This window comes from Streptomyces sp. FH025 (assembly GCF_017427025.1).
GTDB lineage: Bacteria > Actinomycetota > Actinomycetes > Streptomycetales > Streptomycetaceae > Kitasatospora.
Window position 1 is genome coordinate 1 of record NZ_JAFLNG010000050.1, and the last position, 21,961, is coordinate 21,961.

Below are 21,961 nucleotides of genomic sequence, written 5' to 3' on the forward strand. Positions count from 1 at the left end.
GTCGGCGCCGACGACGAGCACGACACGTGGAGGAGGAGGTTTTGGCAGCCCTGGCTCGGATTCCGTTGGAGGGCGGGGGCTGCTTCCTGGTCGAGGTGCTGGGTGCGGCGGAGGGGCCGGTGAAGGCCGGCCGCGTCACCGATGCCATTCATGACCTGCCACGCAGCCTGCAAGGGGCCCTGGAACCGGTCACCGACGCGGCCCGCGCCATACTCGACCAACTGCGCAGGGCAGGCCCTGACGGGATCACCATCGAGTTCGGGATCGACCTCGCGGTCGAGGCCGGGGCCGTGATCACCAAGAGTGGTACCAGCTGCCACCTGACGGTGACCATGATGTGGAACAGGAATCGCCCCGGTTACCCGGGCGCTGAGGGTTCGGGCATGTCCAGTGAATGACGTCGACGGCGGACCGGACAGCGGCCGCACATCGGGGCTGGTCCGTGCTGTGGCTCAGATCCTTGGACCGGCCGGTGAGGTGGTCGGGGCCGGTTTCCTGGTCGGTGTGGACGTCCTGGTCACCTGTGCGCACGTCGTACATGCTGCCGGGGCCGGGCCCGGTACGGGGGTGCGGCTGCTCTTCCCTCACGTGGAAGGTGCGCCGCAGGCCGAGGGACACGTTGTGGAGGACGCGTGGCGTGCCCCGGACGGCGAGGACGTGGCCGTTGTACGGCTGAGCAGTACCTTGTCGGGTGCGACGGCGTTGCCGTTGGGCTCTTCGACGGGCTGTCGGGGCCATCAGGTGCGCTCGTTCGGGTTCCCCGCCCAGGCCCCGCCGGGCGGGCACTTCGGTTTCGGCGTGGCCGGTGACCTGCTGCCGGCCACCGAGAGCAGGGGTGCGCATCTGCAGCTGACCGCGGCCAACGACCTGACGACGGGGTTCAGCGGCGGGCCGGTCCTCGACGAGGTGACCGGTCTGGTCATCGGCATGCTGACCGAGATCACCGCTCCCGACGACTACGAGAGGGGGCAGGGCATCGCCTACGTCACCCCGACCCAGGTGCTGCGGGAGATCTGGCCCGAACTGGCCTTGCGGGACGTGTGCCCCTACCGCGGGCTGGAGCCGTTCACCGCGGAACACGCCCACTGGTTCGAAGGCCGGAAAGAAGCGGTGCGGCAGGTACTGGCGAACCTGGCCCGGCAGCGGCGGCTGACGCTGCTGCTGGGACCCTCCGGCTCAGGCAAGTCATCGTTGATCCAGGCCGGTGTCCTGCCGGCGCTGGCCGCCGGAGAGCTGCCAGGCAGCGACCGATGGCTGCCCGTGATCGCCCGACCGCGACAGAACCTGCTCTCCGAACTCGAACGCGCCGGACTGCCCGGGGCCACCACGGACGGGATCACCGCAGCCGTCACCCGCAGACTCGCGGCCGACCCGACCCGCCGGCGCGTCCTCCTGGTCATCGACCAGTTCGAGGAACTCCTCATCCCGTCCGCCAACGATCAGCAGCAGAACCGCCTGGCTGTCGCGGAGCAGCTCACCGCGGTGGCCGACTCACCCGCCCAGCTCAGCGTGATCCTGGTCATGCGCGACGACTTCTATCCCCAACTGGCCGCCTGGGCCCCCAAGTTGCTCGAAGCCGCATTGCCTGGGCTGCTCAACCTGCCGGCCACCCTGAGCCGGGACGACCTCCACGACATCATCACGCTGCCCGCCGAGGACGTGGGGGCCCACTTCGAGCCCGAGTTGCCCGAGCGGATCACCGCCGACGTCCTGGCCACCACCCCCGAGGGAGCAGTGTCCGGGCAGGCGCCCGTCACCGTGCTGCCGCTGCTGGAGCTGACGCTCAGCCAGCTGTGGCAGCGGCGCCAGGACGGGTACCTCACCCACGACGCCTACCGGCGCATCGGCGCAGTCACCGGCAGTCTGACCACCTGGTGCGACTCCGCGCTCGACCAGATACCTCCCGATCATCTGCCCATCGCGCAACGGATCCTCACTTCCCTGGTCCGACCAGCGGAGCCCGGCTACCAGATTCCCGCCGTCCGCGAACAGCTTCCCCTGCGGGAACTGCGCGAGCTGGCAGCCAACACCTCTGCCGCTCCCGGCACCGACAGAGCCATCGACGATGTCGTCGCCGCGCTCACCCGGCATCGCATCATCACCACTTACACGCCCCGCGCCCCTGAAGGGTCCGATGTCCCCGCCAGGCAGCCGGTGGCCGAACTGATCCATGACGCACTCATCCGCGACTGGGGCACACTGCACCGGTGGGTGGACCAGGACCACCGCTTCCAGGAATGGCTCGAAACCACTCGCAAACGGCGTACCCGCTGGGCTGAGGGAGGCCGCGATCCCGGAGACCTACTCGGAGGCACCGCACTCGCCGAAGGCCTCGAATGGGCACACCAACGCCATCTGCCAAGCGACATCGCCGACTTTCTCACCGCCAGCAACCAACGCCAACAGGCCGCCATCCGGCGCCGCAGACGCCTCAACACGATCCTGGCCGCCCTGCTCGTCGTCGCGCTCTTCGCCGCAGGAGGAACCTTCTGGCAGTGGCGGACAGCGGTCGACGCACAGCAGCAAGCCCTGTCCCGGCAGCTGGCCATCCAATCCCAGCAGCTCGCCGCCCAGTCCAGCAAGCTCATGGACGCAAGCCCGGATCTCGCCTCGCTGTTGGCCATTCAGGCGTACCACATCAGCCGAACTCCCGAATCCCTCGCAAACCTGGAGAGCGCGGCAGCCCTCCCACTCCGGCACCGCTTGGTCGGCCACAACGACTATGTGAACTCGGTGGCGTTCAGCCCCGACGGGCGCACCCTCGCCACGGCCAGCGGCGACCGGACCGTGCGGTTGTGGGACGTGGCCTCCGGCGTCACCCGCACAGTTCTGAAAGGCCACACCGGAGCGGTGAGTTCGGTGGCGTTCAGCCCCGACGGGCGCACTCTGGCCACCGGCGGCAACGACCAGACCGTGCGGCTGTGGGACACGGCCACCCACACCACGCGCACAGTCCTGAAAGGCCACACCGGAGCGGTGATTTCGGTGGCGTTCAGCCCCGACGGACGCACCCTCGCCACCGGCAGCGGCGACCACACGGCGCGGCTGTGGGACACGGCCACCAACGCCACCCGCGCCACCCTGACCGGCCACACCGCACAGGTGAACTCGGTGGCGTTCAGCCCCGACGGACGCACCCTCGCCACCGCCAGCAACGACCAGACCGCTCGGTTGTGGGACGTTGCCACCGGCACCACCGGCGCCACCCTGGCCGGGCACACCGACAGGGTGTTTTCGGTGGTGTTCAGCCCCGACGGGCGTACCCTCGCCACCGGCAGCGGCGACCACACGGCGCGGCTGTGGGACACGGCCGCCGGCACCAGCCGCACCACCCTGACCGGCTATGCCGAGGGGGTGTGGTCGGTGGCGTTCAGCCCCGACGGACACACCCTCGCCACCGGCACGTACGACCAGACCGTGTTGCTGTGGGACACGACCACCGACACCATCCGCACCAGCCTGGCCGGGCACACCGGCCCGGTGGTCTCGGTGGCGTTCAGCCCCGACGGGCGCACTCTCGCCACCGGCAGCAAGGACCGCACGGCGCGGCTGTGGGACATGACCGCCGACACCACCCGCACCGCGCTGACCGGCCACACCGCACAGGTGAACTCGGTGGCGTTCAGCCCCGACGGGCGCACCCTCGCCACCGCCAGCAACGACCAGACCGTGCGGCTATGGGATGTGGCCACCGGCGCCACCCGCACCGCCCTGAAAGGCCACACCGACCAGGTACGGGCGGTTGCGTTCAGCCCCGACGGGCGCACCCTCGCCACCGGCAGCAAGGACCGCACCGTACGGCTATGGGATGTGGCCACCGGCGCCACCCGCGCAGTCCTGAGCGGCCACACCGACGAGGTGGTCTCGGTGGCGTTCAGCCCTGACGGCCGCACCCTCGCCAGCAGCGGCTTAGACGGCACGGCGCGGCTGTGGGACCTTGCCACCGGCACCACCCGCACCGCCCTGAAAGGCCACACTGACACAGTGGCCTCGGTGGCGTTCAGCCCTGACGGGCGCACCCTCGCCACCGGCAGTTACGACCACACCGCTAGATTGTGGGACGTTGCGACCGGCACCACCCGCACCACCCTGACCGGCCATAACAACGGAGTGTGGTCAGTGGCGTTCAGCCCTGACGGGCGCACCCTCGCCACCGGCAGTTACGACCACACCGCTAGATTGTGGGACGTTGCGACCGGCACCACCCGCACCACCCTGACCGGCCACACCGACTGGGTGTCCTCGGTGGCGTTCAGCCCCGACGGGCGCACCCTCGCCACCGGCAGCCGCGACAGCACCGCTTGGTTGTGGGATGTCGCTACCGGCGTGCCCCGCATCACCCTGACCGGCCACACCGCCTGGGTATGGTCGGTGGCGTTCAGCCCTGACGGGCGCACCCTCGCCACCGGCAGCCGCGACCACACGGCGCGGCTATGGAACGCCATCCTTCCCCGACCCGCCGCAGCAATCCAGAAGATCTGTCGCACCGTCAACCGCGATTTCACGCCGCAGGAACGGGCGGCGTACCTGTCGGGCCAGTCAATCGGCCCCGTGTGTCCAGCAGGCTGACGCAGCATGCTCAACGCTGATCAAAGTTCCGGGCCTGTAGGTGACCCAGCTGTCTGTCGTGCCGGATGAGCGTGGGCTCCACTTCCCCAGAAGTTATATCGACTCGTCAGTGCTGGCCAGCGGGCCAGTGTGGTGGTGCGAAAACGTGGCGCAGCCGCACCTGCGGCATCGCCGCCCAGTCCCTCTTTCTCTCCTTCCAGATCGCTCACGCCAACCTTCACAAGCTCGCGGCCAGGTTCGACACGCTCAAGCTCGACGGCCAACCCGCCCACCGCCGCCCCTCCGACCGCAATGAGCACCGCAACCCCTGTGGCTGGCTCCCAAGGGCTGCCTACCCCGGACCAGGCCGGCAGCTGATCCACCCCGCCCTCAGCACCTCATCTGGCCTGCAAAAGCGCATCGGGTCCTTGCGGAACGGCTGAGGACCCGATTACGTCCGGCAAGCAACGAGGCCGGTCAACCCGACATTCCGTCGGATTGACCGGCCTCATTCGGTCGGTTGACCTTTTCGGTTCAGGAGTCCTGGACGAGCAGCTTGCCCCGGGCGCCGTCCTCGGACACGAAGGCGAACAACCTCGGCGACGCGCCGAGGTTGAGGTGGTACGGCACCCAGTTCGAGTCCAGTTGCAGCAGCAACCGCCGGGGGCCGCCCTCCGGCCGCTCGTCGTCCTGGATGAACAACGGTGTCCGCCGATCTTGTCGCTGTCGATCCGCTCGACGGAGCGGTCCCGGTCGGCAGAAGGCAGAGCTTCGAACTCCTCGTCCGTCATGAACCCTGGCTCGGCGACAGGGCGGAGGCCGAGGGTGAACTCCGCTGCCGACCCGTCACGGCCGTAGAGCCCGGGTCCGGTCACCAGTGGGCGCACCTGGCCGGCATGGCCCCCGCGTCCCCGCCCGGCTGCACGATCACCGCGTTCTCGCCGCCGTCGGGGTCGATGATGTCGGGATCGAAGAAGTCCTCTTCGTGATCGGCATGGGTCACGAAGACGTAGGCCATCTTCCCGTGGCCGGCCGCTCCGAGTACCGGGCCCAACTCGATCTGGCCGACGAACCGCATCGGCCGGTCCCATGCCGCGCTGATCGGCCACTGCGGGTCTGTCAGCCGCACGGGTTGGCCGACGAACTTGGTGGTCGGCATGGAGATCGGCTGGTCGGTCGCGGAAAAGCCCTCAATGCAGTGTTCTCACCATGGTCGGCATCGTGCCGGCCGATGCCGACATCCCGGCCCGGTCAGGCGACGCTGAGACGCGACGCTGAGGCCCGGAGCTGGAATCCGAGCCGGGCACCCATCGACATGGATCGAACTCACGTTCTAGGATCATTGATCGTTCGTGCAACGGGCTGAGGTTGACGTCAAGGGGTGGGGAGCGGCTCAGGTATGGCAGAGATCCTCGTGTTTCACCACGCGCAGGGGCTGACCGCCGGCGTCCTCGGCTTCGCCGACGAGCTGCGGGCGGCCGGGCATGCCGTACACACCCCCGACCTGTTCGACGGGCGCACGTTCGACACCATCGAGGAGGGCGTCGGCTACGCGCAGCGGGTCGGCTTCGGCGAGATCATCGAGCGGGGCGTCCGCGCGGCCGAGAACCTGCCTCGGGGGATCGTCTACGGGGGCTTCTCCCTCGGGGTGCTCCCCACCCAGAAGCTGGCACAGACCCGGCCGGGCGCCCGGGGCGCACTGCTGTTCTCCGGCTGCGTCCCGGTCTCCGAGTTCGGCACGGCCTGGCCCAGCGGCGTGCCGGTACAGGTGCACGCGAAGGAGGCCGACCCGTTCTTCGCCGAGGATCTCGAAGCCGCCCAAGCGCTCGTCTCCGGCTCCGCCGACGCTCAGATGTTCCTGTACCCCGGAGAACAGCACCTGTTCGCGGACGGTTCGCTGGCGTCCCACGACCCGGAAGCCTCCGCGCTCCTGACGCGGCGCGTGATCGAGTTCCTCGACGCGCGGTGAGGAGTTCCTGGCAGGAGTCCCGCGAGGGCACGCCGGAGGACGTACGCGTGGCCGTGTCCGCCATGACCCCGGCGATCAAGGACAACCTACGCTACGACGCGGTGCCCTGGACCCGGTTCGACCACGTTCGCGCCCCCGCCAGGACTCTGCCCGTCCTGCTGGAGGAGATCCGCCTCGGCGACACCGGGACCGCCGACCAGGCCCTGCACACGCTGTGGGCCAGAACCTGGCAAGAGGATAGCCCCTTCGCCACCGGCGCCCTGGCCGTCCCCTTCCTGATCCGCATCGCTCTCGCCCACCCCCGCCAGCCCGCTGACCTCCTGAGGCTGGTCGGCGCGGTGGCACGCCTGAGGCTGCTCGCGGAGTGGGTCGAGGGCGTCCTCGTCCCCGGCTGCCTCGGCGAGGTGTCCGCCGACGCCCGGTGGTGCCACCGGTGGATCGAGCATGGGGACACCGTCGGCGTGCTGCACGCGATGTGGCTGGCCTGGCAGGAGCTGACCGATCCCGCCACCTGCGGCTACACCGGGCCCAGCGTCTGGTACCGCGACCACTACCGGCCCCACATCGCCGACCTGCGCGGCCCGGCCGGGCCGTTCGCCGGCTGCACCAAGGGCGAGCACCGCACCGGGCACCGGCTCCCCGGCCGAGTGCCCAGCGTCTGGTACATGGATGGCTACACGGATGGCGAAGGATCAGCCGACTGACCCGGCCCCGTGCGGGCCTGCCCTATCTCGTCCTCCCGCGTTGCGGGTGACGGGTGCCGACCTCCCGGGCCAGTTCAGCGGCCCGGTGCCCCGGCAGTGGCGCGGGCTCGGGGGGACGTCGCGTTGTCGTGCTGCGGGCGCGGGCGGCATCGGTGTTCAGGCGTCGGGCGTCACGGGCCGGGTCTCCGGTGAAGCCGAGGGTTCGGCGCCGGTCGGCGTCGAGCACGGCGCGGTCGACGGGGTGTCCTGCGGCGTCCGCGGCCCGGGCGGTGGCGGCCTGGGCGGCCGCGGACGCCTGGCGGGCCGCATTGTAGGCCTCCGTCACCGCGGCGGTCTGCTGCGGCATCGCCGGGTACCACCTGGTCCAGCCGTCCTGGAACCGGTCGGCCGACGTGCTGCCACGGGGGTTGTGGGCGGGGTCGGAGCTGAGGAAGACCCCGTGTTCGACCGCGGCTGCGGCGATCCAGGGTGTGTGCTCGGCGAGGACCTGCCCGGCGGCCGGGACGGCGTGGAGGGCGGCGAGGAGATGTGCCGCGTCGGTCCGCGTGGCGACGATGTCGTCGGCGGCGCGGGGGTTTCGCCGTGCGCCGTCGCGGTGGGTCCAGCCGTCGGAGAAGAGGGCCCGGCCGAGCCGCACGCCGACGAACTCGGCCTCCCGGACGAAGCGAGGGTCCGAGATCTGCAGCGCGCTGCCGAGGGCCGCTTGACGGATCAGATCGTGATGGTCGATCCCGCCGTCCATGTCAGCAGGGGAAACGTCCGGCAGCGGCAGATAGGCGCCCGCTTGGCTGGCATAGGCGGCGGCGAGGGCGGCCAGCTGGTCGTAGCGGTCGTCCTGGACCGCGAGGTCGGCCAGATCGTGCGCAGCCGTGATCGCGTACGACAGAAGGACGGCAGCATCCTGCTCGGCATCCTGGGCACCGTGGGGATTCAGGTTCATGGGGTCGATACTCCAAAGCGACTGAACGTCAAACGACGGAAAAGGAACGGGCACCTCACCCCGCTCGACGGGCAGGGCGTTGCGCAGCGCGGTGGCGGCGTCTCGGGTGTGGAGGGCGGCCATGTGACGGTCCCGCAGCTGCTGGATGTCCGGCGAGCACCGGGCGAGCTCGTCGAGTGCGTCAGCGAGGTCGACCATCTACCTGCCACTGTCCGACAGTGATCCCGAGGGGCGCCTCGGTGGCGAATGAGGCAGCGATGATGGCTGCCATCTGGTCGTAGCGGTCGTCGCTGACAGCCAGGTCCGCAAGCGTGTATGCGGCGGCGCTCCTCAGGGCGACGGCGGCCACCTGCTCGACGTCCGGCTGCTCTGAGTTCGGGTTCATGATCGGTCCTCAGGTCGGGTGGCAGTACGGAGACCGGCAAGCGGAAAGTGTGAACACACTGGGCTCGCTGCAGGCCTCGGCTCACCTCTGGTTGGGCTTGCGTCCCGGCTGGACGGACGATCCGCCACGCCGCAGGTGCGCGGGCTGCTCACCTGTGGCGGCGACCGGCCGCTTCGGGAGCCGGCGGGCCGACCTTGCCAGGGCCGCGCTCGCCGAGACGCTCCTGGGTTGCGCGGGCATCGGGCCCGGCCGTTGCAGCGCCTCGCCCATCCGCCGCAGTGCGGGAACATCGACGGTCAAGGATGGCGGTCCGGCCTCAGAGGCGAAAGTGCCGACCTGACCCCGGGCGGACATGGTGTAGGCACCTGCCGCGTTGCCGAGTGCGAGGAGAGTCTCCGCGCTCGGCAACGCCATCTGGCCACGACGCAGATGGTCAGCGGCCAGGAGGGCGAGCCGGGCGATCGTCTCGCACGCGTGGATCGACACATTGCGAAGGAACTCGGAGACACGACGATCGGCGAAGAGCCGACCGACGTACTCCCCCGCCCCCACCGCAAGGGTTCGCCACAGATGACCCACCGTTTCTCGCACGGCCCGAAGTCGCTGCCACTCCGGTACGCCGTGAAGGGTTGCGGCACACCGATCGGCATCGCGGAAAGCCGCGTTGACGGCCGCCGCGCCCTGCTCTGCCGCAGGGCGAACCGTCGCCCGCTCGGTGACCGGCCCCGCGCGCCTTCCCGGGGCCACGGCGACCAGCTGCCACCGGACCTGCAGCGCCTCGACATCGGCTTCCAGGGCCAGTCGCAGGTCGTCGGCCGTGCTGCGCCCCTCGGGCACGATCTCCTTCCAGGCCGCCACCACTTCCCGTAGCTGCGCCTTGAGATCGGGCAGCCCGGCCCCGTCCGTCGGCAGCCGAGCACCTTCCGGCTCAACCGTTCCCTGTCCGGCCCACAAGGGCAGCTCATCCACCCATGCCGCCCGAACGTTCACTGCCGAGGGCTCGTGCGTCCCGGATTCCGGTTGTGTATGCGCCAACCGGACATCCGTTCCGGAATCCGCCGTCCGGTTCCCTACGAGTCCGGCCGAGACTGCGTTCTCCTCGGCCAGCCGCTCCCAGATCCTCTGATCATTCGTTGGAGGAATACCGAGAATGAGATCCTCCTGCTCCGCCGGCTGCAGTGATCGCATCCGTCATCTCCCACACGACAATCCGCATATGCGTCTACCTGCACTGACGATGAGTGAAGCGTTCCGGGCGAGCGCCGCTCCGCTCGCGGTACGGGTGTTCCCGGTGTAGCACACGCCTGCCGCACGTTTACCGATCAACGCGACCGCCGTGTCCCAACTCATCGGCCAATTCCCCTGCTCGATCGAGCACTACGTCAAATCCTGGCCAGCCAGTTCACACCATGGACTGGATGAGCATCGACCGGGCATGGCGTTCACGGGCCCCGCCCGGTCGCATGCGGAGAAGGTGAAAAGCGACTCCCTGCACGTGGAATTCAGTTTTCTGGAAATCGAGTTGATACTGCCAGCGGCGTTGAGGCCGCAGGCGTTGGCGGCCGAGCCGCTGGAACCGCAGGCGCCGTTTGGCGTGAGCCACGCTGGGGGTTCAGGCCGAGCAACGGATGGAAGTGACACACGCAGACCGGCTCCAGAGGTGCTCGGCGCTGTCCGGACGGTGTCCGGGGGCGTCCGGGATCGTCCGAGCTAGTGCTCGACCCGTTGTCCTCCGTTGCCCCGGCTGCTGAGGTTCGGGTATTCCCGGCGCCAACCCCGGGGTGGAACCGACCTTTTGGAGGAGCACCATGCGATTCACCAGGACCAGGAAGCGCATCGCTGCCGCCGCGATCGCCGCGGCGGCGATGGGCGCGATCGGGATCGGCTCCGCGACCTCGGCCCAGGCCACCGAGACCGTCGAGGGCAGCTGGAGGTTCGGCACCGGCGGCTGCGAGGCGGTGGAGAACATCACGCTGTGGAGTGGCGGCCACGACTGGATGAACATCGTCCCGACCGCCAACCCCGGCCACTGTCTGTTCGGTGTCTTCGACCGGAACGCCTGGAAGTGGCTGGGCGCCGCCGGCGCGACCCCCAGCAGCGACCCGTCGCCGTGGTACTACGACGGTCCGGGCCAGAGCCTGGAGGCCTGTCTGATCGACACCGCCAACAACAACACCTGGGCCTGCGGCCCGATCAACTGAGCCAGGTGTGGTGAGTGAGGTGGGAGCGGGCCCTTGCGGGTCCGCTCCCACTGCTCGGCTTCGGCCACGGCCGGACACGACCTCGATCATCCGGCTGTGCCGGGAAGATGACGTCGATGAGGTAGTCCGAGATTCGATCCCCCACCCAGGTCCACGTCCCGGGGCCGGAGCTCGCCACAGGAAAAGAACCGTGCGAATCACCACCACTGCCGAACGCGCAACGGCCATCGCCCCCACAGCGGCCACGCTCGGCCTGGCCGCCACGACCTCGGCCCAGGCCGCGACGGCAGCGGGACGCCGTCCGGTTCACTCCGCCAGCGAGTCGAGCAGGGCCCGGGCTTCGGCCGCCTCGGGGACGTTCAGCGAGGTGTGGATTTCTACGGCCTGTTCGGCGTGCTTCCGAGCGGTGCCGGGTTCTCCCAGGCGCCGGTGCGTGCGCGCCAGCCCGAAGTGGATGCGGCCGAGGTTGTACCGCTCACCGGTGTGCGGCAGGAACTCGATCGCAGCCCGGTAGTGCCGGAGGGCGCTCGCCGGAGCGTCCATGGCCAACAGGGCGTCGCCAAGCAGGGTGTGCGACTCGGCTTGACCGAAAGTGTCGCCGAGGTCCCGGTGCAGATCCAGCGCCTCCTGGTACAGGTCGAGGGCCTCCGGATGGCGTTGCAGCTTCTGCTGGTGCTCGCCGAACTGGTTGAGCGCTATGGCCTGGCCCAGGCGGTTGCCGCCGCGCCGGTGGTGGTCCAGCGCCTCACGGTGGTAGTCCAGGGCCTCCTGCAGCTGCCCGAGTCTGGTCAGCGTGGGTCCCAGATTGAGCAGGACGATCCCCTCGACCGCCGGCTCGGGGATGTCCCGGCTGAGCCACAGCGCCCGCCGCTGGTGGTCGAGGGCCTCCTCCAGACGCCCCATCCGGGTCAGGGTGAGGCCCAGGTTGGCCAGGACATGGGCCTCACCGTTGCGGTTGCCGGTCCTCCGCTGGATCTCCAGGGCCTGGTGGAGGAGGTCGAGCGCCTGCGGGAAGTCGCCGAGCTGGTACTGGACCAGCCCGAGATGCCGTAGCGCGGCCGCCTCACCGGCCGGATCGCCGAGCTGCCGGGTGGCCCGCACGGCGCGGACGCCCAGCCCGAGTGCCTCGTGGGCGGGCATGTGGCGCTTGAGGTGGCGCCAGAGGATCGCCGGCAGGTCCGCCGCGTACTCCGGCAGGTCGGCGTCGGTGGCATGGCGGGCGAGAGCCAGCAGGTTGGCCTGCTCCCGCGCCAGCCAGTCCGCCGCGTCCGCCCGGTCGGCGAATACCAGGGGGGTACCGCCGGGCGCGGGTGGCTGTGGTCGGTGATGCCGTTCCAGCGGGGCCAGTAGGTCCATCGCCGAGGCGGCGGTGTGACGGTAGTGGTCGAACAGCCTTATGAGCGCCGCTCGTTGGAGGTGTTCGGGTTCCTCCCGGGCGAGCAGTTCACCGGCGAAGGCGCGCAGCAGGTCGTGGAAGGTGTACCGGAAGGCCGTTCGTTCGATCAGCAGGTGGTGGTCGTGCAGCGACTCCAGGAGTTCCTCGGTCTCCTCCAGCGGTGCGTCGATCAGGGCGGCGAGGGCGTGCTGCGTGACGTCCTCGCCGGGATGCAGCACGGCCAGCCGGAACGCGCGCTGCTGCGCCGGGGTGAGGGCGTGATGGGAGTCCACGAAGGCCGCCGCGACGCTCCGGTCGTGGTCGGAGAGCTGGGTCAGCAACTTCTGTGGACGCCGGATCCGCTGCAGCAACTCGACGGGCGTCCAGGCGGGATGATGGGCCAGTCTGGCGGCGGCGATCCGCAGCGCCAGCGGCAGTCTTCCGCACAGTGCGACGATCTCGTCCACGGTGGCGGCATGGCCCGCGACCCGGTCCGGGCCGGCGATCCGGGCGAACAGCTCCACCGCCTCGTCATGGCCCAGTACGTCCAGGGGCACGCTGACCGCCCCGTCCAGTGCGGGCACGCGCCGCCGGGACGTCACCAGCACGAGGCAGCGCGGGCCGCCGGGGATCAACGGGCGGACCTGCTCGGCGTCGACGGCGTTGTCCAGCACGATCAGGTACCGCTTGCCCGCCGCCCGGCTGCGCCACAGCCGGGCGCGCTCCTCGGTGTGCGACGGCAGTGCGGTCTCGCTGACACCGACCGCCCGGAGCAGACTCGCCAGCGCGGCGCCCGGTTCGAGCGGCGGCTGGTCCGGAGTGAAACCGCGCAGGTCGACGAACAGCTGCCCGTCGGGGAACCGGCCGGCGAGGGTGTGCCCGACATGGACGGCCAAGGCGGTCTTGCCGACACCGGCCATGCCGTCGATGGCCGAGATCACCAGCGGACGGGCCCGGGCGCCGGCCGGCCCGGTGGCCAGGGCCAGCAGCCGGTCCACCTCGCCTCGCCGTCCGGTGAAGTCCGGGACGGCGTAGGGCAGCAGCCGGGGCACCACGCGTTCGACCGGCTCCCTGCCGGGCTGCGGCTCCGACTCCCCGCGTGCCGCGGAGAGCAGCCGGTCGCGGTCGGCCGGGTCCAGCCCCAGGCCCGCGACCAGCCTCGCCACCGACGACAGGCGAGGCCGCCGCCGTCCTGACTCGAGCACGCTGATCGCATGCGTCGAGATGCCTGACCGTTCCGCGAGCTCCTCCTGCGTCCACCCGGTCGAGTACCGGTACTGTCGCAGCAGCGTTCCGAAATCCCCCAGCACGATCGCCTCCGACGGGTGGTCATCCACGGGAACGACGGCGGCAGGAACGGCCCGGCGCCGCGAACGCGTCCCCCGCCGGTGACTTCTGACCCACGACCCTGGCGGGTCCCTGACAAGGGTTCATCATAGAACGCCAAGGAAACGCCATGGAGTGGTCAGTTGGTGTTGGCCAGGATGGTCCCCGGCACACACGCCGCGATCGGTCGATCGGACCGATCACTCGAGGGGGGGTCATGTGACCGAGCGAGACATGTACGGGGATCCGGACCGGTTACCGAACCGGGCTCCGGCGACGATGCCCGATCCGGGTGGAGCGACCACGGCGCAGGAGTTCGTGTGCCGGCTCCGGGCCTTCAAGGCGTGGTCCGGCAACCCGTCGCTGCGCGAACTCGAGCGCCGCACCGGCCTTCCGCGCAGCACCCTCTCGGGGGACATGAGCCCTCAGCGGAGCCGACTCCCGCCCCTGGCACGGGTGCTGGCACTCGCCACCGCCTTCGGCGCGCCCACGGAGGAGCTCACGCGCTGGCGGGCCGCCTGGCAGCGCATCCAGGTGCGGCAGCAGTCGGTCGAGCCACCGGCGCCGACCCCGCTGGCCGCCTCCCCTCTCGACGTGGCCGCCACGACCGGCGACTCATCGCAGATCAAGAGCCCGGTCACCAAGGGTGACACGCTGGTCGTCACGCTGATACTCGCCGGAGCCGGCACCGGCCCCATCACCGTGCGGGACACGGCCGGGAACCGGTACCGAGCCATCCGCGCCGAGACCAACGACGGCACCCGGTTGACGGTCTTCACGCTGTTCGACGCCATGCCCCCGGACTCCCCGGACCGGATCACCTCTTCCTGGCCGAGTCCGTAACACGGCCACACCGCGGTCGACGAGTTCCAGGCGGCCGACCGCCCGGCTTCGACAGGCAGCGGTACAGGAGACGCAGCACCGTCGAGCGAACTCGCTGCGGACCACACGGTGACGTCGTTCCTCCACGTCGCGGACGCGGCGAGGGCCGCACTCGCCGCGCTGGACTGGCCCAGTGGTGCGGTCAACGTGGTGGACGACGAACCGGCTGCGGCCCGCGACTGGATGCCGGCGCTGGCCCGCGCACTCGGCGCGCCGACGCCCGCCCCGGGCCACGGACGACCGGGCTGGGCGCGCGGCGCGGACAACACGCTCGCCGAGACGGCCTACGGCTGGCGGCCGCAGGAAGGCTCGTGGCGCGCCTGCTTCGAGCAGATGACAGGAGACCGCCCGGGCACCGCCGGCACCACCGGCACCACTCCGTAGCACCGCCGCAGCGCGAGGAGCGGCCCGGCGCACTGATCTCGGCCATCCGCCGGTAGAGCGCCTCCCGACTCCCTGCATGATCGTGCTTCGCCATCGGACGGACGGCGCAGCCGATGGGTGCGGTCATGGGGCGCCTCCCTTGCGATCGTCCTCGTCGACGATCTCGGCGTCCACGACTTCCTCCTCGCTCCGCGGGCCGCCCGGGGCACCTGGGCCGCTGCTCGCCGTGTCGGCGCCGGTCTGGGCGTAGATGGCCTGGCCGAGCTTCTGGCTGACCTGGGCGACCTTCTCGCTCGCCGTACGGATCGCGGCGGTGTCCTGGCCCTTGAGCTTGTCCTTGAGCTCCGCCAGGGCTGCCTGGACCTCGGTCTTGACGTCCGCCGGGAGTTTGTCGGCGTTGTCGGCGATGAACTTCTCGGTGGCGTAGACGAGTTGCTCACCCTGGTTGCGCGTCTCGGCGGTCTCGCGCCGGCGGCGGTCCTCCTCGGCATGCTGCTCGGCCTCGCGCATCATCCGGTCGATCTCGTCCTTGGGCAGGGAGGAGCCGCCGGTGACGGTCATCCTCTGCTCCCGGCCGGTGCCGAGGTCCTTCGCGCCGACGTGCATGATGCCGTTGGCGTCGATGTCGAAGGTGACCTCGATCTGCGGCAGGCCGCGCGGCGCGGGTGCGATGCCGGTCAGCTCGAACATGCCGAGCTTCTTGTTGTACGCGGCGATCTCCCGCTCGCCCTGGTAGACCTGCACGCTCACCGACGGCTGGTTGTCGTCGGCGGTGGTGAAGACCTCCGAGCGCCGGGTCGGGATCGTGGTGTTGCGCTCGATGAGCTTGGTCATGATGCCGCCCTTGGTCTCGATGCCGAGGGACAGCGGGGTGACGTCCAGCAGCAGGACGTCCTTGACCTCGCCCTTGAGGACACCGGCCTGGAGCGCAGCGCCGATGGCGACGACCTCGTCAGGGTTGACGCCCTTGTGCGGCTCCTTGCCGGTGAGCTTCTTCACCAGGTCGGTGACGGCTGGCATCCGGGTGGAGCCGCCGACCAGGATCACGTGGTCGATGTCGGCGAGCTTGACCTTCGCGTCCTTCACCGCCTGGTGGAACGGCCGCTCGCAGCGTTCCAGCAGGTCGGCGGTCAGCTGCTGGAACTGGGCGCGGGTGAGCTTCTCGTCCAGGTGCAGCGGGCCCTCGGCGGAGGCGGTGATGTACGGCAGGTTGATCGAGGTCTCGGAGGCGGCCGACAGCTCGATCTTGGCCTTCTCGGCGGCCTCCCGGAGACGCTGAACGGCCATCTTGTCCTTGGACAGGTCGACGCCGTAGCCGTTCTTGAACTGTTTGACCAGGTGGTCGACGACGCGCTGGTCCCAGTCGTCGCCGCCCAGGTGGGTGTCACCGTTGGTGGCCTTCACCTCGACCACGCCCTCGCCGATCTCCAGCAGGGAGACGTCGAAGGTGCCACCACCGAGGTCGAAGACCAGCACCGTCTGGTCGTTCTCCTTGTCCAGGCCGTAGGCGAGGGCGGCGGAGGTCGGCTCGTTGATGATCCGCAGCACGTTCAGGCCCGCGATCTCGCCGGCCTCCTTGGTCGCGGTGCGCTGGGAGTCGTTGAAGTAGGCGGGTACCGTGATCACCGCGTCCGTCACGTCCTCGCCGAGGTAGGACTCGGCGTCGCGCTTCAGCTTCTGCAGCACCCGGGCCGAGATCTCCTGCGCCGTGTAGCGCTTGCCGTCCACGTCGTTCTGCTCCGGGAAGCGCCAGTCGCCCTCGCCCATGTGCCGTTTCACCGAGCGGGCCGTACGGTCGACGTTGGTCACCGCCTGCCGCTTGGCGACCTCGCCGACCAACACCTCACCGCCCTTGCCGAAGGCCACCACGGACGGTGTGGTGCGCGCACCCTCGGTGTTCGTGATGACGGTCGGCTCACCCCCCTCCAACAGGCACACCACCGAGTTCGTCGTCCCCAGATCAATGCCAACCGCGCGTGTCATCGCCAGGCCTCCTCTCCTGCCCAGCCTGGGTCCCGTACCTCGTACCGGCCACCTGGCAGCCCGATGGACTCCGGCCCCGCCCCTGGACCGTCCGGACCAGCCGGCTCCTGACCCGAGCCGGTCGTCGCATCATCCGACCGATCCACCGCCGCACGCAGCTCGGCCACCGCACGCGGCGCCCGCGAGCACCGGACGGCGATCCGGGCGAACGGCGAGGGTCGGCGCAGGTCGACCTGGACGACGGCCTCACCGGCGCGCGGGCGGCTCAGGGCGAGGAAGTCCCGCCCGCCGGGATGCCGCCAGACCCCCAGGCACAGGCGGTCGGGAATCAGCAGGCCCCTCTCCTTGAAGCCGCGGAACACCCGCCACGGCTCCCGCTGGAGCGTCACACCCTCGACCGCCGTCAGCGGCGCCCGAACCGGTGCGGTCCCGGTCACCAGCCGTTCCCACCAGGAGAGTCGGAGCACCAGGTCACCGCCCTCGACGGTCAGCCTCGCCATCGCCTCGTGCCTCCTCGTCCTCGGGGCGGTGCCGGTCTCACTCCGACACGGCCCGGCTGGGCATGGGCCCCGGCACCGAGCGGCGGCGCACCGTGCCGCTCCCGCCGGCCGGTGACCGGCGGCATCGGCGATCGACTGGCGCAGCGTGCCGAGCGCGTCCGACGGCATCGGGATCAGCCGGCGGGCCGGCCCTCCACCCAGTGGCGCCCGCAGTCCTGGCAAGGCGGCGAGCCCCTCGGCGGGCGTACGGCGGGTCCGCCGGCCGGCTCGGGGCACCCCATTCCCATATCGAGCTGGTGCCCGGTGGCATAGGGGCAAAACGCCAGACGGGATCGTTCCTGCCGACCGTGGAGAGACGAGTCGAGGTGGCTGCGCGGGTGCCGCCGGCCGTGGCCGGTCACTCTCGTCCTGACGTGCGCCGCCGGGTACACCGGCCCGCCACCGGACTCCGTCCACCGCGGCCCGGACACCCGCTTCCTGCCGTCCTGAACGGCCCCACCACGGAGCCGGTCCGCGCGACGACGTGCCGTAGCCGTAGCCGTGTCCCCACCCGGCCGGCCGTCCGCACCCACGCGCGGCCCCGAGGCCGCGCCCGGGACCTCAGCCCAGTTCCATGAGGATCTCGGCGCGGGCGTAGTAGTCGGCCACCGGGAGCCGGTCGCGGGTGATCCTCACGAACCCGGCGTCCTCGTAGAGGTGGACGGCGGGGGCCAGCTTGCTGTTCGTGCCGAGGAACAGCCGGGCCGCGCCGAGTTCCCCAGCCCGGCCGATCGCCGCGGCCACGAGCAGGCGGCCGATGCCACGCCCCTGCGCGCCGGGGGTGACGGCCATCTTCGCCAGCTCGAACACGGCGTCCGGGTGGGCCAGCAGCGCTACGCACCCCACGACGGTTCCGCTTCCCGGCTCCCGGGCCAGGAGCACGTCGCCGCCCGGGTCCACGATGCGGCCGAACGGATCCCCGAGCACGGCCCGGTCCGCCTCCTCCAGGGTGAACAGCTGCGAGATCCACTCCTCGTTCAGCGCACGGAACGCGTCGGCGTCGCTCGGCGAGGCGATCGAGGAGACCACGGGCGGGGCGGAGGCGTACGGCATGGGGGCGGGTTCCTTCCTGGATGACACCACGCCAGCCTGCGGCCGCGCCGACTCATGTGTCCAATACGTACACCGGCCGCCATCCATAAGCTGGAAATATGGATCAGCGAATCGAGCTCCGGCATCTGCGCTACTTCCTGGCACTGGCCGAGGAGTTGCACTTCGGCCGCGCCGCCGGCCGACTGCACATCGCCCAGCCGGCCCTGTCCCAGCAGATCAGGCAGCTGGAGAGGATCGTCGGCGTCGAGCTGTTCCGGCGGACCTCCCGGAGCGTCCGCCTCACCGACGCCGGGGTGACGTTCCGGCCGCGGGCCAGGGACCTCCTGAGCCGGCTGGCCGCGGATCTGGACGAGGCCGGCCGGGTCGGCCGCGGCGAGGCCGGCCGCCTGGACGTCGCCTTCATCACCTCCGCCGCCGCGATCGTCAGCGAACGGCTCCGTGCCTTCTCCCTCCACCGCCCGGACGTCCAGGTCAGGCTGCACGACGGCTTCACCGTCGACGTCCTGACCGCCCTGGAACGCGGCACGGCCGACATCGGGATCGTCCGCGACGCCGAGGAGCGCGACGACATCGACCTCGCCCTCCTGGCGACGGAACGGTTCGTCGCGGTCGTCCCCGCCGACCACCCCGCCGCGGAAGGGGACCAGGTCGAAGCGGCGGCACTGGCCACCGACCCCCTGATCCTGTTCCCGCGCTCGGCGGGAGCCCGCGCCTTCGAGGTGAACACCCGGCCGATCCGCGACACCGGCAACGACGTCCGGATCGCACAGGAGTGCTCGAACTGGCACACCATCATCATGCTCGTCGCCGCCGGCCTGGGCGTCACCATCGCCCCCCACAGCGTCACCACGCTGCTCCCCGAGGGCGCCCGGCGCCTCGAACTCGCCGGGCCGTCCACCATGAGCCAGGTCTTCCTGGCCACCCGCCGAGGAGACGACCGCCCCCTCGTGCGGGCCTTCGTCGCGGTGTCCGAATCCGTGGCGGGAGGGGATGGGGGGTCGGACGACGGGGCCGCGTCGGTCTGCTGAGCACTGCGGGCCTTCGGCCGACGTCGGCCCCGGTCAACCGGGCGGAGTACCCTGCGACTTCGGGGGGCGGAGCAGGTCGCGAGCCGGGAGGGCACGATGGCACGTCGGGAGTTGGAGCCGGAGCTGGCCGCGCAAGTGCGGGCGGCGTTCGCGGAGTTCGGGGCCGAGGTCACCCTGCACGGGGACGTGGCCCGCGACACGCAGGGACGTGACTACGGGCTCGGAGGGCTCCTGGCACTGGTGGAGCAGCGGCCGGGGGTCCCGCCGCGGGAGCTGGTCCGCGCCCACGTCCGCGAACTGGTCGCCGCCGTCCAGGGGCCGATGGCGGGGGACGCCGGCTCGCCGCAGGAGACGGCGGCCCGGCTCTACCCGCTGCTCCTGGACGCCACGGCCCTGGCCGACGCCGCGCGGCACCCGCACGCGCTCGAAGTCGCGCCCGGGATGATGGAGTTCCTGGCGCTGGAGTCCCCCGTCGGCTGGCAGGTGCTGACCGGGGCCGCCGTCGCCGAACTCGGGGACGCGTCCCGGTTGCGCGAGGCCGCGCGGGCGCGGCTGGCCCGGCTGCCCGTGGAGCGGCACGAGCTCCGGTCGACCGGGCAGGGTGGCGGCCTGCACGTCATCACGGGTGGTTCGGCGCTGACGGGGAGCCGGGTCCTCGTCCTGGACGCCCTCTACCGCGAGGTCTCCGGGCGGGAACTGCCGCCGGACGGCGCGGTGGTGGCCTTCCCCACGGCGTTCCGGCTGCTGTTCGCGCCGTTCGACGTCCAGGTTCCGAACGTCCTGCAGGTCCTGATCGAGGCGGCCGCCCGGGAGTTCGACGAGTCCCCCGCCCCGCTGTCCCGGCACACCTACTGGTGGCGCGGCGGCGAGCTGACGCCGCTCACCGAGGTGGACGAGGACGGCCTGCTGGGCCTCGTGCAGGTGGACGAGGTCGTTGCGGCGGTCACCCGGCTGGCCGAGGGGCAAGCGGACCTGCCCGGGCCGAGGCCGCACCACTACCGCTTCGCGCACCGCCTGCTGCCCTCGCTCGGCCACCTGGGCGCGGTGCCCGGGGAACGGCTCGACGGCGAGTTGCGGCGGCTCTGGGAGGAGTGCGGTGCGAGCCTGCCGGTCGAGCACCGGCTGGAGCCGGAGGGCCTGCGGGGCGGGTTCGTCCAGGCCGTGCGGCACCGCATGCTCCTCGTCGCCCTCCCGGTGCCGCGGGCGGCGACGGAGGCCTTCGCGGTGGTGCTGGCCTGGCCGGGCGACGGCTCCGCGCAGCGGGCCTTCACCTTGGAGTACGCGGTCGACCCGATCACCGGCGAGCGCGGGGCGGTACTGGGCGAGTGGGAGGCGGCGGGCCGCCACCGCCTCCACCGGACCGGCATGACCGCCGAGGCCCGCCCCTTCCTCCACGCCGTCACGGCCCTCCTCGACGCGCCGCCTGCGGAAGTCGCGACGGGCGTTCCGCGGGCGAAGCGACGTGGCCTGTTCCGCCGCTGAGCCGACGCCTCGCGCCCGTGGTGCGCGGGGTGGCGGGGTGCGCCGGGGCGGGGAGTCGGCGGCTCGGGCCACCGACTCCCCTCCGGCCGGGTGCCGGACGGAGCCGATCAGGGCGGAGACGGAACGCCGACGCCTCGGGCCGCACATCCTCGACGCCGCGGCCCGCTTCGTCGTCGACCACGCGCCCTGTCCCGTGCTGCCGGTCCGGCCGGAACCCGCACCGGACATCGCGACGATCCCGCCTCCGCCCGAGCGGCGGTAGCGGCGCCTCCGCACCCCGTATGGCGCGTGCCGCCGTTCAGTGCCCGACGTCCGGGCCGGGGTCCGGGTACGCGAGCCGGTACCGGCCGCCCGCCGACAGGCGGACCCGGAAGCGCCGCGCGTCGCCGGGGACGGCGACGGACGCAACCGGCCGGCCCTCGTGGTCGGTCAGGACGGGCCGACCGTGGCGCTCGGGCAGGTACAGGTCGACCGTGGTGTCCCGGGCGGCCCGCAGTTCGGCCCCGGTCAGCAGGCCCCGGCGCCAGCTCAGGCCGACGGTGAGCCCGCCCCGGGCGCGCAGGCCGTGGACGTCGCCGGAGGGCCGGGCCGGGGGCAGGGCGGGCAGCAGCCGCAGGGCTTCGGTCACCAGGCCCGAGAGCTTGCAGAAGACGTTGGGTTCACGGGTCAGCTCGCGCAGTCGTGCTGCCCAGGGCTCCGATTCGCCGCGCGCGACCGGCGGCTTCGCGAGGTGGTCGAGGACGAACGGCTGCTCCGGGAGGGCTCGTACGGTCTCGATGGCGCACGGGAGTTGGCGGGGCAGGACGAGCAGGTCGTAGCAGAGGCCGGCGGCGCCGACCGCGCGCAGTTCGCGCCGGACATCCGGCCGGGCGAGCCAGACCGGGTCGGCCTCGCCCTGGACGAGGTGGCGCAGGCCGACCAGGTGCTCGCCACCCGGCCCCTGCCGCAGCTCGGCCAGGGTGTCGGCGATGCCGGGCGCGGGATCGATCCCTTCGGCCGTATCGCCGGGTGGTCGAGGCGTACAGCATCGCCGGCGCCGGGCGCCAACTGCCGCTCCAGGGCACGCCGATGGCCGCCCAGGCCATTCACTTCACGGGGCTGGACGGCCGCCGGTGACCGACCCGTTACGGGGCGGGGGCTGTCGGGAGGTCGTGGACGGTGA

General features: G+C 71.4%; 19 protein-coding genes and 1 pseudogene. 9 read left to right on the forward strand and 11 right to left on the reverse strand.

What is annotated here, in order from left to right:
* Positions 1-398: CU044_2847 family protein (locus tag J0670_RS06145; protein ID WP_279382955.1), on the forward strand; the 398-nt coding region annotated here is incomplete at its 5' end.
* Between the two features lie 106 nt (positions 399-504).
* Positions 505-4,569, forward strand: coding sequence for a trypsin-like peptidase domain-containing protein (locus J0670_RS06150; RefSeq protein ID WP_374223069.1), 4,065 nt, complete (start codon positions 505-507; stop codon positions 4,567-4,569).
* A gap of 513 nt (positions 4,570-5,082) precedes the next feature.
* Here J0670_RS06150 and J0670_RS06155 read toward each other — a convergent pair.
* Positions 5,083-5,250, reverse strand: coding sequence for a hypothetical protein (locus tag J0670_RS06155; RefSeq protein WP_207810352.1), 168 nt, complete (start codon positions 5,248-5,250; stop codon positions 5,083-5,085).
* Positions 5,251-5,419: 169 nt separating this feature from the next.
* The gene (locus J0670_RS06160) at positions 5,420-5,707 is read right to left on the reverse strand and encodes a hypothetical protein (RefSeq protein ID WP_207810353.1); all 288 of its coding nucleotides are present in this window, start codon (positions 5,705-5,707) and stop codon (positions 5,420-5,422) included.
* A 240-nt stretch (positions 5,708-5,947) separates the two neighbouring features.
* On the opposite strand from J0670_RS06160, the gene J0670_RS06165 reads away from it, so the two are divergent.
* Positions 5,948-6,517, forward strand: coding sequence for a dienelactone hydrolase family protein (locus J0670_RS06165; RefSeq protein WP_207810354.1), 570 nt, complete (start codon positions 5,948-5,950; stop codon positions 6,515-6,517).
* 47 nt (positions 6,518-6,564) lie between these two features.
* Positions 6,565-7,221 (forward strand): DUF4913 domain-containing protein, encoded by a 657-nt coding sequence (locus J0670_RS06170; RefSeq protein WP_307806399.1) that lies wholly within the window; start codon positions 6,565-6,567, stop codon positions 7,219-7,221.
* A 22-nt stretch (positions 7,222-7,243) separates the two neighbouring features.
* Here the strand turns inward: J0670_RS06170 and J0670_RS06175 are convergent, their stop codons facing one another.
* The 3 genes from J0670_RS06175 to J0670_RS06185 all read right to left on the reverse strand — a co-directional run bounded on the left by J0670_RS06175 (position 7,244) and on the right by J0670_RS06185 (position 9,734).
* Positions 7,244-8,161 (reverse strand): hypothetical protein, encoded by a 918-nt coding sequence (locus J0670_RS06175; RefSeq protein ID WP_207810355.1) that lies wholly within the window; start codon positions 8,159-8,161, stop codon positions 7,244-7,246.
* A gap of 181 nt (positions 8,162-8,342) precedes the next feature.
* On the reverse strand, positions 8,343-8,546 hold the full coding sequence (locus tag J0670_RS06180; protein WP_207810356.1) for a hypothetical protein: 204 nt from the start codon (positions 8,544-8,546) through the stop codon (positions 8,343-8,345).
* Between the two features lie 81 nt (positions 8,547-8,627).
* A complete protein-coding gene (locus J0670_RS06185) occupies positions 8,628-9,734 on the reverse strand; it encodes a hypothetical protein (protein WP_207810357.1) in 1,107 nt (368 codons plus the stop codon).
* Between the two features lie 620 nt (positions 9,735-10,354).
* Here J0670_RS06185 and J0670_RS06190 point away from each other — a divergent pair.
* Positions 10,355-10,747, forward strand: a complete 393-nt coding sequence (locus tag J0670_RS06190; RefSeq protein ID WP_207810358.1) for a hypothetical protein — start codon at positions 10,355-10,357, stop codon at positions 10,745-10,747.
* A gap of 306 nt (positions 10,748-11,053) precedes the next feature.
* Here the strand turns inward: J0670_RS06190 and J0670_RS06195 are convergent, their stop codons facing one another.
* Positions 11,054-13,459, reverse strand: a complete 2,406-nt coding sequence (locus J0670_RS06195) for a helix-turn-helix domain-containing protein (RefSeq protein WP_207810359.1) — start codon at positions 13,457-13,459, stop codon at positions 11,054-11,056.
* Between the two features lie 307 nt (positions 13,460-13,766).
* Here J0670_RS06195 and J0670_RS06200 point away from each other — a divergent pair, with 307 nt between their 5' ends.
* Both J0670_RS06200 and J0670_RS06205 read left to right on the forward strand, forming a co-directional pair.
* On the forward strand, positions 13,767-14,291 hold the full coding sequence (locus J0670_RS06200) for a helix-turn-helix transcriptional regulator (RefSeq protein WP_207810360.1): 525 nt from the start codon (positions 13,767-13,769) through the stop codon (positions 14,289-14,291).
* Between the two features lie 108 nt (positions 14,292-14,399).
* Positions 14,400-14,714: a dTDP-glucose 4,6-dehydratase gene (locus tag J0670_RS06205; protein WP_207810361.1), complete on the forward strand. Its 315-nt coding sequence runs from the start codon at positions 14,400-14,402 to the stop codon at positions 14,712-14,714.
* Positions 14,715-14,837: 123 nt separating this feature from the next.
* Here J0670_RS06205 and dnaK read toward each other — a convergent pair whose 3' ends face one another.
* The 3 genes from dnaK to J0670_RS06220 all read right to left on the reverse strand — a co-directional run bounded on the left by dnaK (position 14,838) and on the right by J0670_RS06220 (position 18,289).
* Positions 14,838-16,697, reverse strand: coding sequence for a molecular chaperone DnaK (gene dnaK, locus J0670_RS06210; RefSeq protein ID WP_207810362.1), 1,860 nt, complete (start codon positions 16,695-16,697; stop codon positions 14,838-14,840).
* Positions 16,694-17,197, reverse strand: coding sequence for a hypothetical protein (locus J0670_RS06215; protein WP_207810363.1), 504 nt, complete (start codon positions 17,195-17,197; stop codon positions 16,694-16,696). Before J0670_RS06215 ends, dnaK begins: the two co-directional genes overlap by 4 nt.
* A gap of 600 nt (positions 17,198-17,797) precedes the next feature.
* The gene (locus J0670_RS06220; RefSeq protein WP_243436593.1) at positions 17,798-18,289 is read right to left on the reverse strand and encodes a GNAT family N-acetyltransferase; all 492 of its coding nucleotides are present in this window, start codon (positions 18,287-18,289) and stop codon (positions 17,798-17,800) included.
* A 98-nt stretch (positions 18,290-18,387) separates the two neighbouring features.
* Here J0670_RS06220 and J0670_RS06225 point away from each other — a divergent pair, with 98 nt between their 5' ends.
* Positions 18,388-19,317, forward strand: coding sequence for a LysR family transcriptional regulator (locus J0670_RS06225; RefSeq protein WP_207810364.1), 930 nt, complete (start codon positions 18,388-18,390; stop codon positions 19,315-19,317).
* Positions 19,318-19,413: 96 nt separating this feature from the next.
* Entirely contained in the window at positions 19,414-20,799 is a 1,386-nt protein-coding gene (locus tag J0670_RS06230; RefSeq protein WP_207810365.1) for a hypothetical protein, read from the forward strand.
* A gap of 298 nt (positions 20,800-21,097) precedes the next feature.
* Here J0670_RS06230 and J0670_RS38985 read toward each other — a convergent pair whose 3' ends face one another.
* A complete protein-coding gene (locus J0670_RS38985) occupies positions 21,098-21,427 on the reverse strand; it encodes a glycoside hydrolase family 95-like protein (RefSeq protein ID WP_243436594.1) in 330 nt (109 codons plus the stop codon).
* Positions 21,428-21,454: 27 nt separating this feature from the next.
* A pseudogene (locus J0670_RS38990) lies at positions 21,455-21,787 on the reverse strand (amidohydrolase); the annotation flags it as partial.
* Positions 21,788-21,961: the final 174 nt, after the last annotated feature.

Excerpts from the sequence above, each read along its gene's own strand:
- J0670_RS06160 (WP_207810353.1), bottom strand. The coding sequence starts at position 5,707 with ATGCCGACCACCAAGTTCGTCGGCCAACCCGTGCGGCTGACAGACCCG.
- J0670_RS06165 (WP_207810354.1), top strand. The coding sequence starts at position 5,948 with ATGGCAGAGATCCTCGTGTTTCACCACGCGCAGGGGCTGACCGCCGGC.
- J0670_RS06175 (WP_207810355.1), bottom strand. The coding sequence starts at position 8,161 with ATGAACCTGAATCCCCACGGTGCCCAGGATGCCGAGCAGGATGCTGCC.
- J0670_RS06180 (WP_207810356.1), bottom strand. The coding sequence starts at position 8,546 with ATGAACCCGAACTCAGAGCAGCCGGACGTCGAGCAGGTGGCCGCCGTC.
- J0670_RS06185 (WP_207810357.1), bottom strand. The coding sequence starts at position 9,734 with ATGCGATCACTGCAGCCGGCGGAGCAGGAGGATCTCATTCTCGGTATT.
- J0670_RS06190 (WP_207810358.1), top strand. The coding sequence starts at position 10,355 with ATGCGATTCACCAGGACCAGGAAGCGCATCGCTGCCGCCGCGATCGCC.
- dnaK (WP_207810362.1), bottom strand. The coding sequence starts at position 16,697 with ATGACACGCGCGGTTGGCATTGATCTGGGGACGACGAACTCGGTGGTG.
- J0670_RS06215 (WP_207810363.1), bottom strand. The coding sequence starts at position 17,197 with ATGGCGAGGCTGACCGTCGAGGGCGGTGACCTGGTGCTCCGACTCTCC.
- J0670_RS06220 (WP_243436593.1), bottom strand. The coding sequence starts at position 18,289 with ATGCCGTACGCCTCCGCCCCGCCCGTGGTCTCCTCGATCGCCTCGCCG.
- J0670_RS06225 (WP_207810364.1), top strand. The coding sequence starts at position 18,388 with ATGGATCAGCGAATCGAGCTCCGGCATCTGCGCTACTTCCTGGCACTG.
- J0670_RS06230 (WP_207810365.1), top strand. The coding sequence starts at position 19,414 with ATGGCACGTCGGGAGTTGGAGCCGGAGCTGGCCGCGCAAGTGCGGGCG.